This is a genomic window from Acidaminococcus sp. (assembly GCF_050873445.1).
Lineage (GTDB): Bacteria > Bacillota > Negativicutes > Acidaminococcales > Acidaminococcaceae > Acidaminococcus.
The window spans coordinates 25,448-39,236 of sequence record NZ_JBNMIU010000006.1 but is presented as its reverse complement, the minus strand read 5'-3'; the positions used below and the strand labels follow the sequence as shown (position 1 = coordinate 39,236).

Sequence of the window (13,789 nt, the reverse complement as noted above, 5' to 3'; positions counted from 1 at the left end):
ACTGTCATCTCCTTGTCCTTCTCCTGCTACCACTTAGTATATAAACGTCTGTTCGTAAAGTCAAGCTTTCTGTTTCAATTCTTTCAATTCCTGTTGGGTAAATTCGTAGGATTGGTTGCAGTACTGGCAGTGGACCTCGGTCTTGGGATCCTGCAGCAGTTCGTCGAAATCTTTTTCCGGCAGCCCGGTCAGCATGCCGGCTACTTTTTCCCGGCTGCAGCTGCAGTGGAAGGAAACGGGATGGGATTCCAGGATCTCCACATCCAGGCCCTTGGCCACCTTCCGGATCATGCCTTCGGCGTCCAGGCCTGTCTGGAGCAGTTCCGTCACATAGGGCAGGGTCAGGATGTTGTCCTCCAGGGTCTTGATGGTGGTCTCTGCCGCATCGGGCAGCAGCTGCACAAAGAAGCCTCCGGCTGCTTTCACAGAGCCGTCCTTTTCGATCAGCACGCCCAGGGCCACGCTGGAAGGAGTCTGTTCCGATACCGCCAGGTACCGGGTCAGGTCCGCCGCGATTTCACCGCTCTTGATGGTGGAAACCCCGGTGAAAGGTTTGCCCACCAGCGGGCAGCGGGTGACGGTGACCGTGCCGTAATGGCCCACACCGCCGCCTACATCCAGTTTGCCGTTCTTAGGGGGCAGCATGACTTCCGGATGCATCACAAAGCCCCGCACCGTATAATCCCTGGCGTCCGCCATGACCTGTCCCAGGGGGCCGTCCCCCTTAAACCGCACCGTAACGGCTTCACCGCTCTTCATGGTCGCATCCAGAAGCAGGGCACCGGCCGCCGTCCGGCCCAGCGCCGCAGCCGCCAGCGGACTGCAGTGATGGATTTCATTCATATGCTGGGTCAGATGGGTGGTGGTCACGGCATAGATCCGGGCATCCCCGGCCGTCGCCTTGACTAATACATCTTCCATGGGCACCTCTTACAGTTCCCGGGTCAGGTTGACCATTTCGATGACAGCCATGGCGGCATCGGAACCCTTGTTGCCAGCCTTGGTGCCGGCCCGTTCCACAGCCTGCTGGATGTTTTCCGTGGTCAGCACGCCGAAGGCCGTGGGCACTTCCGTTTCCATGTTCACCAGGGCGACCCCTTTGGATACTTCGTTGCACACATAGTCATAATGGCTGGTGGCACCCCGGATCACAGCGCCCAGGCAGATGATGCCGTCATATTTGCCGCTCTTGGCCATTTTCTTGGCGATCAGAGGGATCTCGAATGCACCGGGCACCCAGGCCACGGTAATGTCATCCCCGCTGGCACCGTGCCGCAGCAGGGTATCTTCTGCCCCGCTCAGCAGCTTGCTGGTGATGAATTCGTTGAAACGAGCCACCACGATACCGATTTTCAGACCTTCCGCTAACAGTTTGCCTTCCAGAGTCTTCATTATTTTCCCTCCACTTTTTCATGCAGATCATGGCCCATCCGAACTTGTTTGGTGACCATGTAACGATGGTTGTAGCAGTTGTCCTTCATGATGATGGGCACGGTTTCCGTAATGGTGATGCCGTAGCCCGACAGACCTGCCCGTTTGGCCGGGTTGTTGGTCATCAGGCGGATGCTGGTCAGCCCCAGGTCAGCCAGGATCTGGGCACCGATTCCGTAATCCCGCATATCCGGTTTGAAGCCCAGTTTGATGTTGGCATCCACCGTATCCAGTCCCTGATCCTGCAGTTCATAGGCCCGCAGTTTGTTGGCCAGGCCGATCCCGCGGCCTTCCTGCTGCATATACAGTACCACGCCGCAGCCTTCCTTTTCGATCATCCGCAGACTGGTGGCCAGCTGGTCACCGCAGTCGCAGCGCAGGGAACCCAGGGCGTCACCGGTGAGACATTCGGAATGGACACGCACCAGCACGTCCTTCTTGCCGGCCACATCCCCTTTGATCACGGCCACATGGCATTTGTCATCCAGGTCGTTTTCATAGCCGATGGCCCGGAAGGTGCCGTATTTGCTGGGCAGAGCCACATCGGCAATCCGGTGCACCATCTTTTCGTTCTTCTTCCGATAAGCGATCAGGTCAGCCACGGTGATGAAAGTCAGGTTGTACTTCTTGGCGAATTCCATCAGTTCCGGGGTGCGGGCCATGGTGCCGTCATCGCTCATGATCTCGCAGCAGATGCCTACCGGTTTCAGGCCGGCCAGCCGGCACAGGTCCGTAGTGGTTTCCGTATGGCCGGTACGGCGCAGGACGCCGCCCACCCGGCTGCGCAGGGGGAATACATGGCCCGGACGGCGGAAATCTTCCGGCTGAGCGCTTTCATCGGCACATTTCTTGATGGTGTAAGCCCGTTCCACGGCGGAGATGCCGGTGGTGGTGTCCTTATGGTCGATGGAAACCGTGAAGGCCGTTTCATGGTTGTCCGTGTTGTTGGCCACCATAGGTTCCATCTGCAGGCGGTCCAGAATCTCGCCGTCGCAGGGCATGCAGATCAGCCCCTTGGCGTGGGTGGCCATGAAGTTGATGTCATCGGGGGTCACATATTCGGCGCTCATGATCAGGTCGCCTTCGTTTTCCCGGTCGGGATCATCGGTGACCAGCACCATCTTCCCGGCTTTGATATCGGCAATGGCTTGCTCGATGGTTCCAAATTGAAATTTTTCTTCCATATCCTTCACTCCTTAGAAAAATCCATTTTCAAACAGGGTTTCCTTGGTGAGGCCCCCGGTTGGTTTCTTTTCCAGCATCCGTTCCACGTATTTCCCCAGGATATCCGTTTCCAGGTTGACCTTGTCCCCGGTCTTCTTGAAGCCCAGGGTAGTCCACTGTACGGTAAGGGGGATCAGGGAAACGGAGAACGTGGTATCCGTCACTTCCGTAATGGTAAGGCTGATGCCGTCAATGGCGATGGAGCCCTTTTCCACCATATGGCGGAGCAGTTCCGGTGCGCAGCTGATGGTGGTCACTTTGGCGATGCCCTCCGGACGGATCCGGGTAATGGTGCCCACTCCGTCCACATGGCCGCTGACGATGTGGCCGTCCAGTCCGTCCCCTATGTGGAGGGTCCGTTCCAGGTTGATCCGGTCGCCCTTTTTCAGGGAACCGATGGTGGTACGGCGGGCTGTTTCCGGCATCACATCCACCGTGAACTGATGAGGATCGAACTTCGTCACCGTCAGGCAGGCGCCGTTGCAACACACGCTTTCCCCGATTTTCAGCAGGGGCGGGATCTTTTCGGCAGCGATGGTCAGCCGGTAGGAATCCTGTTCCCGCCGCAGGTCTTCCACCCTGCCCATTTCCGCGATCAGTCCTGTGAACATGGTCTCCAGCTCCTTTCCAGAAGACCCGTGACCATCAGATCGGTGCCGAAGGCCTCATAGTGAGGTTCCAGCAGAGTCATCCGCTGCTCCATGGTGCGTGCGCCCCGGCCGCCGATGGCCGTCAGGTTCCGCCGCCCCCCGATGAGGCAGGGAGCGATGAAGGCATATACCCGCTGGGCCAGTTTCTGGTCAATGAACGTGCCATGGACCTGGCTGCCGCCTTCCACCAGCACGCTGGTCTTTTCGGCCTTGCCCAGCTTGTCCAGCAGGATGCCCAGATCCAGGGTCCCCTGTTTTTCCGGGAGCTGCCATACGGTGACCTGATCCAGTTTCTGGAAGGCCGCCACCTTGTCGGCATCCGCCCGGCAGGAAGTCACCAGCAGGGTCTCGGCCGCCCCGTCGGTGAACACCTTCCGGTCCATGGGCAGCTGGCAGTGGCTGTCCAGTACGATGCGCAGCGGGTTCTTCCCTTCCGCCAGTCGGCAGGTCAGGGATGGGTCATCGTTGAGCACCGTGTTCTTGCCCACCAGGATGCAGTCATAGATACTGCGCAGATGATGGGCATAAGTCCGGGACTGTTCATTGGTGATCCATTTGGAATCCCCGGAAGCCGTAGCGATCTTCCCGTCCAGGGTCATGGCGTATTTCAACGCCACGAAAGGACGTCCGGTGGTCATCCAGTGCATGAACACCTCATTCTGGCGATAAGCCTTGTCGGCCAATACGCCCCGGACCACTTCCACGCCCGCTTCCTGCAACCGGGCAAACCCGCGGCCGGAAACTTTCGGATTGGGGTCATCGGCCGCCGCCACCACTTTTTTGATGCCCGCCTTGATCAGGGCTTCGCAGCAGGGACCGGTGCGGCCCGTATGGGAGCAGGGCTCCAGCGTCACATAGGCCGTGCAGCCTGCCACCTGATTGTCCGCATCCCGCATGGCCATGATCTCCGCATGGGGCTGGCCTGCCTTGTGATGATAGCCTTTGCCTACGATCCTGCCCTCAGGGCTTACGATGACGCAGCCCACCAGAGGATTGGGACTGGTGCAGCCCCGGGCTTTTTCAGCCAGATCCAGGGCCATTTGCATGTATTCTTCGTCTGTCACAGACTCACCCGCTTTCTTTCCAGATTCAACAAAAAGCCGTGCCACCCGGGGAAGGATAGCACGGCAAACCAGCAAATTCCAGCGCTGTCTTTTCTCATCCAGACTATACTGTCGGTATCGGAATTCCACCGATTCGTGCCAAAGCTCGCGGACTTTACCGCCGGTAGGGATTTTCGCCCCTCCCCAAAGACAATGTGTGATATCAGGTTTTTACGTTTTTTATTATAACATAAACTGTAGGGAATGCAATAAGTGACTGGCCCACAGCCAGTCACTTATCAATGAATGATTTGAGTCACTAGTCCGCAGTCACTAGCCTATGGAAGCCAGCTGACGCCGACTTTGAATGAATATGCCCTGCGGGAGGCCAGGGATGGGCTTACCGGCGGGATCCCTTCGGGACCCTTGGTAAGCCCCTACGGACCGGCATCGAACACTCGCTTTCACGCCGTAGGGGCGTACCAAAACCGGCGTCAGCCGTGTCGCCCGGTGCGCCCGTCCCCGGCCCGACAGTTCTATATTTTAGAACGTATATTCTGCCCCGACGATGATGCGGCGGCCGGGCATGGGATAGCTGTCCTGGCCGTTCACCACGCCGCCCTGTTCTGCATAGGCTGCGTTGTTCAGGTTGTAGAAGTTGGCAAAGCCGGTCCAGTTCTGGTCGAATTTATACCGGGCGATGAAATCCAGGGTCAAATACCGCTGTTCCCCATAGCTGGCCTTGCTCAGCCCATTGGCTGCCCGGCCCCGCAGATCCAGATTCCATTTGGTGTCGTGATACCGTACACCGGCCTGGTAGTAGTTGGGCGCATAGTTGTCGTCCCGTACATAGCCGGCATCGTTCCGGTCGTTCTCCACCTTTACGTAGGTATAGGCGGCGTCCACATCCCACAGTTTGTTCAGGTGATGAACGAAGGACAGGGACAGGCCCCGTTTCTTCTGCCGGTCAATGTTTTCAACGTAGCCAACGTAGTTAGTATACTTCCAGTTAATAGCATTGTGCAGGTTGCTGTAGAAGCCATTGACGCTTACATCCGTCTTGGGATCCAGCTTGAAGTTATAGCCCAGGCTGTACACATTCCCGGTTTCAGCCTTCAGGTTTTCATTCCCCACAGATTTCGTACCATAATCAGGATCTACATAATCGTAGTATAAATCATCTGTGGTCGGAGTCCGGAACACCTGGTTCCAGGAGAAGTAGGCATTGCTGTCCTTGCTGAACTTCTTGTTGATGGCAGCGCTGCCCGTAGTCCGGTTACCAGCTTTACTATGGTCATCATACCGCACACCCGTGTTCAATTGCCATGTCGGTGCAAACTGCCACTGGTCCTGCAGGAAGATGGCCTTGTTGTTATACCCCTTCTTCCCTGTATAGGCCTTTTCGTTATGAGCTTTGGCATCCCGGTATTCCAGACCGCCTACCAGGGTGTTGGTGTCGGACAGGACGAAGTTCTGCTGACCTTCGATTCCCCAGTCAGTTTCGTCCATGCCACCCTGATTATAGTAACTGGTATAGTTTCGATAGGTTTGTAAATAGCCATGATTTCTGGCAGCCCGGTTCCAGTCGTAGCGCAGGCCCACATTATTGGTTTTCTTATTCAAATGAGAAAGGTATTTAATATTGTGATTTACATCAGACGGATTCCATCCTTCCATATTGGAGTAGTCATAGTTCAAAGTCAGTCCATCGGAAGGAGTGAGCTCCTGGGTCAGTTTCAGAGACAGGTTGTCCTGGGTATAGTTGGACTGGCCCGGCCATTTCTTCGTATCCCCATTCTTGTCCTTGTATTTAAAATAAGAGGCCTTGTTCCGGCTGGCGGCCACCTGGATGCCTGTCTTATCCACTTTGCCGCCTACGGACACGCCCAGGTCCTGGTTGCCCCAGGAGCCATAGCCCACCCGGATCTTGCCGGTGGTTTCCTCCGGCGTCTTGGTAATGATGTTAATGACGCCGCCGACGGCATCCGCTCCGTACAGGGTGGAGGCCCCGCCCTTCACCACTTCGATTTTTTCAATCATGTCCACAGGAGGCAGGGTATGGGCATCAAAAGTAGCTTTGGTCATACTGCCCATGCTGTTGTTGAACCGGCGGCCGTCCACCAGGACCAGCACCCGTTCATCCCCATTGAGGATAATATGGGATTCATAGGCACCGACCCCGTTCTGCATCACCCGTGCCCCCGGCACGTCTTCCAGGGCATCCGTTACGGTGCGGTATCCCCGGTCGGAAATCTGCTGGCTGGTGATCACCGTGACATCCGCCGGCGTATCCACTTTCTGGTTCTTCAGCCGGTTGGCCGTGATCACGATTTCCTGGGCAGGTTCTTCTGCCTTGGCCTGCTGCGCAGCCCATACCACGGAAGTGCCGCCGCCCAGCACAGCCGTCAATACAGCGGCAGTCAGGCGCTTGTTCCACACATCTTTCATTCTAAAACTTCCCTTCTTTATAAAATACTCATTTGTTAGTTTACCCTATCTTTTGCTATAGCGCAAATAGGCTGAAGTTATGGGTTCTTATAGCTTTAATGAATAGCAAAAAAGAAGGAACTGCCGAAGCAATCCCTTCTCAATAACTTACATGCATCAGATACAATCCCTGCGGTGGGGCAGCCATGCCGGCCTGTTTCCGATTTTTAGCCGCCATCACCCGGGCAAAATCTTCTTTGTCCCAATTTCCGGTGCCCACCCGCACCAGGCATCCTACGATGTTCCGCACCATCCGGTACAGGAACCCGTCCCCGGTGATGGTAAAGGTGTACAGATCCCCGTCCTGTACCCAGCGGGCTTCCGTCAGAGTCCGCACCGGGGAGGTATCCTGGCTGCCCTGGTTCTTGAAAGACGTAAAGTCGTGCTTTCCCAGCAGCAGGGCCGCCGCCTCGTTCATCCGTTCCACATCCACTTTTTCCCGGAACTCCCAGGTGGTATTCCGCTGGGTAGGGTCGGGCAGGGGGGAATACAGCAGCCTGTACTGGTAGGTCTTATCCACGGCATCGAACCGGGCGTGGAAGTCGTCAGGAGCGCAGAATGCCTCCCGTACGGCGATATCCGGGGGCAGGTGGGGCTCCAGGGCCCGCCGGTAGTTCTCCGGAGGAATCCGTGAACTGGTGGTGAAGGAAATCACCTGGCCCAGAGCATGGACCCCGGCATCCGTTCGCCCGGCCGCCTTGATCAGGATGGGCTCCCGCAGTACTTCCGTCAGGGCCTTTTCCAGCACCTGCTGGACCCCTACCCCGTTCTTCTGCCGCTGGAATCCCTGGTAATTGGTGCCGTCATAGGCCACGATGGCCTTGATGGTACGGGTCATGCCGGCAGCCCCCATTTCAGAAATGACATAACGGCGAACAGGGCCAGCAGCACCAGGGCTGCCATGGCATCGTTCCTGCCGTAGACCAGCTCGTGCATCCGGGTACGGCCTTCTCCGCCCCGGTAGCACCGGGCTTCCATGGCAAGGGCCAGTTCATCCGCCCGCCGGAAGGAAGAGATGAACAGGGGGATCAGAATGGGCAGCATGTTCTTTGCCCGCTTCATGATGTTGCCGGAAGTGAAATCCGCACCCCGGGACATTTGGGCCTTCATGATCCGGTCCGTTTCCTCCAGCAGGGTAGGGATGAACCGGAGAGCGATGGTCATCATCATGGCCAGTTCATGGGCCGGCACCCCGATTTTCTTAAAGGGCCGCAGCAGGGATTCGATGCCGTCCGTCAGCACGATGGGCGAGGTGGTGAACGTCATCAGGGACGACACCAGAAGCAGCAGGACCAGCCGCAGGGACATCTTCACCCCCAGCACGATGCCTTCTTTCGTAACATGGATGAATTTCCACTGCCACAGGACCTCCCCGGGATCCGTGACGAAATGGATCACCATGGTCAGCAGGATGATGATCCAGAGCGGTTTGATGGACCGCAGCAGCAGCCCCGGCGGCAGTTTGGCCAGAATGGCCCCCACCACCAGGAACCCGATCAGGACGCCGTAGGACAGCGGCGTCTCTGCCAGGAACACCATGACCATATAGAACAGTACCGCCAGGATCTTCGTCCGGGGATCCAGGTGATGGATGCAGGATTCACCGGGGTAGTACTGTCCCAGCGTAATATCGGTCAGCATACTTTCCACCCCTTTGCTTTGTCAATGGTCCGGATCAGTTCGTCTTTCGTCAGAGGCGTCCCTTCGATGGGCAGGCCCTGCTGGCGCAGCTCGTCTGCCAGCTTCACGCTTTCCGGCACATCCACGGAAAGGGACTGGAGCTTTTCCCGGTCGTGGGTGAACAGCTCCCGGGCCGGACCGTCCAGCTGCAGCCTGCTGTCGCTCATGACCAGCAGACGGCTGGCGTACTGGGCCGCTTCTTCCATGCTGTGGGTGATCAGCAGCACCCCCATCTTCCGTTTGCTGAAGATTTTCTGCAGCTGCTGGAAGATGCTGTCCCTGCTGATGGGATCAAGACCGGCACTGGGCTCGTCCATGATCAGGTAATCGGGCTCCATGGCCACCACACCGGCGATGGCCACCCGGCGCATCTGACCGCCGGACAGCTGGAAGGGGGATCTCTGGGCAAAGGTATCGAAATCCAGATCTACGAATTCCATGGCACTGCGGATAGCCCGGTCCACTTCCTGTTCATCCTTGCCCTGGTTCCGGGGGCCAAAAGCAATATCTTCATAGATGGTTTCGGCGAACAGCTGGTGTTCCGGATACTGGAACACCATACCCACCCGGTTCCGGGCCGCCCGGGCTTCCGGCGTACTGGCCGCCAGGTCCACTCCGTCCACCAGCACCCGGCCACTGGCCGGATGGAGCAGGCCGTTCAGGTGTTCGGCCAGGGTGGATTTTCCGCTGCCCGTGTGACCGATCAGGGCCACGAATTCCCCTTTTTCCAGGGTAAAGCTCACATCATCCAGGGCCTTCTTTTCCAGGCTGGTGTGCATCATATAGCTATAGGACACATGGTCTACTTGGATGGACATAATGCTTCACACAACTCCTTATGGGTAATGATGGGCGGCAGCTTGTGGCCCTGTTTCCCCAGGGCGTCCGCTACTTCGGCCGCCAGCGGACATTCCAGGCCAAGGCCCCGGATCCGGTCCACCTGGGTGAACACTTCCCCGGGCGTACCCTGGAGCACAATTTTGCCCTTCTTCATGGCAATGATCCGGTCCGCCAGGATGGCTTCTTCCATTTTATGGGTAATGTACACGATGGTGATATGCTTTTCCCTGTTCAGCTTCAGCACCGTGCTGACGATTTCCTTCCGGCCCCGTGGATCCAGCATGGCCGTAGGTTCGTCAAAAACGATGCACCGGGGTTCCAGAGCCAGTACCCCGGCAATGGCCACCCGCTGTTTCTGGCCGCCGGAGAGCCGGTGGGGAGCCCGTTTGGCATATTCCAGCATATCCACTGCCGCCAGGGCTTTTTCCACCCGGGGACGGATTTCCGGACCGGGGACTCCGATGTTTTCCAGGCCAAAGGCCACATCTTCTTCCACGATGGCGGCCACGATCTGGTTGTCCGGGTTCTGGAACACCATACCCACCGTCTGCCGCACCGGCCAAAGATTCTCTTCATTTGCTGTATCAAGGCCCGCCACCAGACAATGACCGCTGGTAGGCGCAAGCAGGCCGTTGAAATGACGGGCCAGGGTGGATTTGCCGCTGCCGTTGGTCCCGATGATGGCCACGAATTCCCCGGGCATGATGGACAGGTTGATTCCATCCAGTGCCGTCATTTCCTGATTCTGCCCATCCACATAGGTATGGGTCAGGTTTTTGGTTTCAATAATCGGTTCCATAACAACCTCCATAAAGATAAATTATATCTTTGTTTACTCTATGTAGTCAAATAGAAAAAGGAGCTATGAAGAAATATAGATTCATTTCCTCATAGCCCCCTACGAATACAACGGAGCCTGGCGGGTCTACCGGGCGATATTTTGCCTGCGGCAAAAATCTTGGTAGACCCCTACGATTCCCTATAATCCCTCACGACGGCGGTCTGGCTGCTTCTTTTACAGGATCCCCGTCGGCATGGCCATTTCCACGCCCGGCCCGATGGGCAGCCCCAGGGTCATCCAGATCACAAGGAAGAGGATCCAGACAATCTGCAGTACCACGGCAATGGGGATCAGGTTGGATACCAGGGTGCCGATGGCCGCCTTGGGCATGTATTTTTCCTGGGCCACGCTCAGGATCATCCATAAATAGGGATTCATGGGCGTAAAGCAGTTGGTGGGAGAATCCCCCAGACGATATAGCAGCTGGGTATAACCGGGATGGTACCCCAGCAGCATGAACATGGGGATGAAGATGGGTGCGAAGATGGCCCACTTGGCGGACCCGGAAGACATGAAGATGTTCACGATACTGGTGATGATGACAAAGATCACGCACATGGGCAGGCCCGTAAAGCCCACACTCTCCAAAAAGTCAGCCCCTCCGATGGCGATCAGCGTACCCAGATGGGTCCAGCTGAACAGAGCCTGGAACTGGCCGCAGAAGAAGCAGAACACCACAAAAGCACCCATGCCGCTCATCTGCTTCACCATGGCCTTGTTGATATCTTTGATGGTCTTGAAGGAACCGGTGGTGAAGCCATAGGCAAGACCGGCCAGCGTGAACAGGAAGAACAGCAGCGGGATCAGCCCCTTCAGGAGCGGCGACCCAACGAAAGTATGGCCGTCCCTGGACAGGATGCCGGTGAAGAAGCCCGCCGCCAGCACGGCGATGTACAGCAGCGTCACCAGACCAGCCCGATTCAGTCCCTTCCGCTCCAGTTCCGTCACATCGCCCAGTTCTTCATCGCAGCCTGGCCCGTCATAAACCCCGAACCGGGGTTCCACCACTTTGATGGACACCAGCCCGATGATCAGAGCACACAAAAAAGTGGAAGCCAGCATGAAATACCAGTTGCAGGTCACATCCACAGCGAACACCCCGGCCCTGCCGAAAAAGCCATCGATGGCCTGGTTGGTCAGACCCTGCAACAGGGAGTCGGTGCCGGCGATCATCAAATTGGCTCCGAAACCGGCTTCCGCTCCGGCAAAGCCTACCATCATGCCTACTACCGGATGTTTCCGCACGCCAATGTAGGCCACTGCCGCCAGGGGCGGGATCACCACCATCGCCGTATCGGAGGCAATGTTGCCGCAGACCCCCAGGAAAGCGACGATGAACGGCACCAGGGAGGGCGGCACGTTTTTCATACAGCGCCGCAGCAGCGCTGCCAGCATGCCGCTTTCTTCGCAGAACCCGATGGCCAGGGTCATGGTGATGACAAGGCCCAACGGTGCGAATCCGGTGAAATTTTTCACCAGGGTACTGAGCAGCCACTGGATGCCGGCTTTGGTAAAGAAGTTCTGGGATGCCACGATCTTATGGGAGGCGGGATTTTCCAGGGCAAACCCCGCCTGGGTGCAGATTGCCCCCACCACGGCCGTGATGATGAACAAGATGCCGAATAAAATCGCCGGGGGCGGCAGTTTGTTGCAGACCCGTTCAACCGTGTTCAGGAACCGGTCCAGCAGACTGATTTTGGGTGGATTCTGGGATGCCATTTTTGATGCCATGAATGTGAAACCTCCTTGGTACATTCCATACTGCAGGGACTCCCCTGTTTTCCCGGCAGGAAGAGTGAAGCGCTTGGTGGAGCAGGGTTTTCCATCTTTTGTTGCATTTGTTATAAGGGTTCCCCTGCATTATACCAAAAAGGCCAATAAATTTGTTGGAATTTAAATTATTTTCTGAAGAAAAGTCTATTTCAGACGGACATGCTATGATTATCCCATCAAAAAAAGACTGCTGCACACGAAGTGTACAACAGCCTTTTCAGATATCGTTCCGTTACAGGATCCCGGCCGGCAGAGCCAGACCCACACCAGGTCCGATGGGCAGGCCCAGCATGACCCAGGCCACCAGGAAGATGATCCAGGCGATCTGCAAAGCCACAGCAATGGGGATCATATTGGCAATCAGCGTACCGATGGCACAATCCGGCATGTATTTTTCCTGGGCTACGCTCAGGATCATCCAGATGTACGGACTCATGGGGGTGAAGCAGTTACCCGGGGAGTCACCCAGCCGATACAGTAACTGTGCAAATCCGGGGTGATAGCCCATCAGCATGAACATGGGCACGAAAATCGGTGCCAGGATGGCCCACTTGGCGGAGCCGGAAGATACGAAGATATTGATGCAGGCGGTCACCAGGATGAACGCAATGCACATAGGCAGGCCGGTAAAGCCCACATCCTTCAGGAAGTTGGCACCGCTGATAGCCAGCAGCGTACCCAGCTTGGTCCAGTTAAACAAACCCTGGAACTGGCCGCAGAAGAAGCAGAACACCACATAGGCACCCATGCCGCTCATTTGTTTTACCATGGCGGCGTTCACGTCCTTGATCTTGGTGAACTTGCCCACGCTGTACCCATAGGTGATACCACCGATGGAGAACAGGAAGAACAACAGCGGGATCAGGCCTTTCAGCATCATGGAACCGACCACAGTCACGCCGTCTTTGGACAGGACCTGGGCCTTGAAACCGATGATCACAATGATGATGTACAGCAGCATGGCCAGGGCAGCCCGATGGATTCCCTTCTTTTCCACAGGGGTGATGTCAACTTTGGAGTCTTCCATTTCGGCTCCTTCATATTTGGGGAACCGAGGTTCGATAATATGGACGGAAACCCAGCCGATGACCAGAGCGCACAGGAAGGTGGAAACGAACATGAAGTACCAGTTACAGGTTACATCCACCACGAAGGCGCCTTCCTTACCCAGGAATGCAGCAATGGCCTGGTTTGTCAGGCCCTGCAGCAGGGAGTCGGTACCGGCCACCAGAAGATTGGCGGTAAACCCGGCCTGGGCCCCGGCATACCCCACCATCATGCCGATGACCGGGTGTTTCTTGACCCCGATGTACACAATGGCTGCCAGCGGCGGAATGACGATCATAGCCGTATCCGAAGCGATGTTCCCGCAGGTGCCCAGGAAAGCAACCAGATACGGAACAATGTTGGGCGGCACATTTTTCATGGAACCACGGAGAAGGGCTTCCAGGAATCCGGCTTCTTCACAGAAGCCGATGGCCATAGTCATGGTGATGACCAGGCCCAAAGGAGCGAATCCGGTGAAGTTCTTGACCAGATTGGTCAGCAGCCACTGGACCCCAGCTTTGGAAAACAGGTTCTGGGAAACCACAGCCTTCCCCGTTGCCGGGTTGGTCAGACTGAAGCCGGTGGATGTGAGCCCGGCCCCGATTACAGCCGTAATTATGAATAATACCACGAACAGGATAGCGGGTGGCGGCAATTTGTTACATACCGTTTCGATAGTATTCAGGAAACGGTCCACCCAGGTTTGCTTTGCTGCGTTTTTTGCAACCATAGAATGACAACCCCCTTAAAAGATTTTCTATACTACACACAGC

General features: G+C 56.5%; 12 protein-coding genes and 1 riboswitch. All 12 genes read right to left on the bottom strand.

The features are described from left to right. Positions 1 to 60: 60 nt before the first annotated feature. Positions 61 to 921 carry an Hsp33 family molecular chaperone HslO gene (gene hslO / locus ACR0QW_RS02035; RefSeq protein WP_432642063.1) on the bottom strand — a complete coding sequence of 287 codons (861 nt, stop codon included), beginning with the start codon at positions 919 to 921 and terminating at the stop codon, positions 61 to 63. 9 nt (positions 922 to 930) lie between these two features. Then, entirely contained in the window at positions 931 to 1,392 is a 462-nt protein-coding gene (gene ribH / locus ACR0QW_RS02030; protein ID WP_432642062.1) for a 6,7-dimethyl-8-ribityllumazine synthase, read from the bottom strand. After that, positions 1,392 to 2,615 carry a bifunctional 3,4-dihydroxy-2-butanone-4-phosphate synthase/GTP cyclohydrolase II gene (locus ACR0QW_RS02025; RefSeq protein WP_432642061.1) on the bottom strand — a complete coding sequence of 408 codons (1,224 nt, stop codon included), beginning with the start codon at positions 2,613 to 2,615 and terminating at the stop codon, positions 1,392 to 1,394. The genes ribH and ACR0QW_RS02025 overlap by 1 nt, the downstream gene beginning before the upstream one ends. 12 nt (positions 2,616 to 2,627) lie before the next feature. Next, complete coding sequence (locus ACR0QW_RS02020) at positions 2,628 to 3,266, bottom strand: riboflavin synthase (RefSeq protein ID WP_432642060.1); 639 nt, start codon at positions 3,264 to 3,266, stop codon at positions 2,628 to 2,630. Beyond that, positions 3,251 to 4,369, bottom strand: a complete 1,119-nt coding sequence (gene ribD, locus ACR0QW_RS02015) for a bifunctional diaminohydroxyphosphoribosylaminopyrimidine deaminase/5-amino-6-(5-phosphoribosylamino)uracil reductase RibD (RefSeq protein ID WP_432642059.1) — start codon at positions 4,367 to 4,369, stop codon at positions 3,251 to 3,253. The genes ACR0QW_RS02020 and ribD overlap by 16 nt, the downstream gene beginning before the upstream one ends. Before the next feature lie 82 nt (positions 4,370 to 4,451). Beyond that, positions 4,452 to 4,564, bottom strand: a riboswitch (FMN riboswitch). A gap of 327 nt (positions 4,565 to 4,891) precedes the next feature. Continuing rightward, a complete protein-coding gene (locus tag ACR0QW_RS02010) occupies positions 4,892 to 6,796 on the bottom strand; it encodes a TonB-dependent receptor plug domain-containing protein (protein ID WP_432642058.1) in 1,905 nt (634 codons plus the stop codon). Positions 6,797 to 6,935: 139 nt separating this feature from the next. Beyond that, positions 6,936 to 7,673 (bottom strand): tRNA pseudouridine(38-40) synthase TruA, encoded by a 738-nt coding sequence (gene truA / locus ACR0QW_RS02005; RefSeq protein WP_432642057.1) that lies wholly within the window; start codon positions 7,671 to 7,673, stop codon positions 6,936 to 6,938. Then, the gene (locus ACR0QW_RS02000; RefSeq protein WP_432642056.1) at positions 7,670 to 8,476 is read right to left on the bottom strand and encodes an energy-coupling factor transporter transmembrane component T family protein; all 807 of its coding nucleotides are present in this window, start codon (positions 8,474 to 8,476) and stop codon (positions 7,670 to 7,672) included. Before ACR0QW_RS02000 ends, truA begins: the two co-directional genes overlap by 4 nt. Beyond that, entirely contained in the window at positions 8,470 to 9,333 is an 864-nt protein-coding gene (locus ACR0QW_RS01995; protein WP_432642055.1) for an energy-coupling factor transporter ATPase, read from the bottom strand. Before ACR0QW_RS01995 ends, ACR0QW_RS02000 begins: the two co-directional genes overlap by 7 nt. Then, entirely contained in the window at positions 9,318 to 10,154 is an 837-nt protein-coding gene (locus ACR0QW_RS01990) for an energy-coupling factor transporter ATPase (protein WP_432642054.1), read from the bottom strand. Before ACR0QW_RS01990 ends, ACR0QW_RS01995 begins: the two co-directional genes overlap by 16 nt. Positions 10,155 to 10,370: 216 nt before the next feature. Continuing rightward, the gene (locus ACR0QW_RS01985; RefSeq protein ID WP_432642053.1) at positions 10,371 to 11,927 is read right to left on the bottom strand and encodes an AbgT family transporter; all 1,557 of its coding nucleotides are present in this window, start codon (positions 11,925 to 11,927) and stop codon (positions 10,371 to 10,373) included. A gap of 274 nt (positions 11,928 to 12,201) precedes the next feature. After that, complete coding sequence (locus ACR0QW_RS01980; protein ID WP_432642052.1) at positions 12,202 to 13,746, bottom strand: AbgT family transporter; 1,545 nt, start codon at positions 13,744 to 13,746, stop codon at positions 12,202 to 12,204. Positions 13,747 to 13,789: the final 43 nt, after the last annotated feature.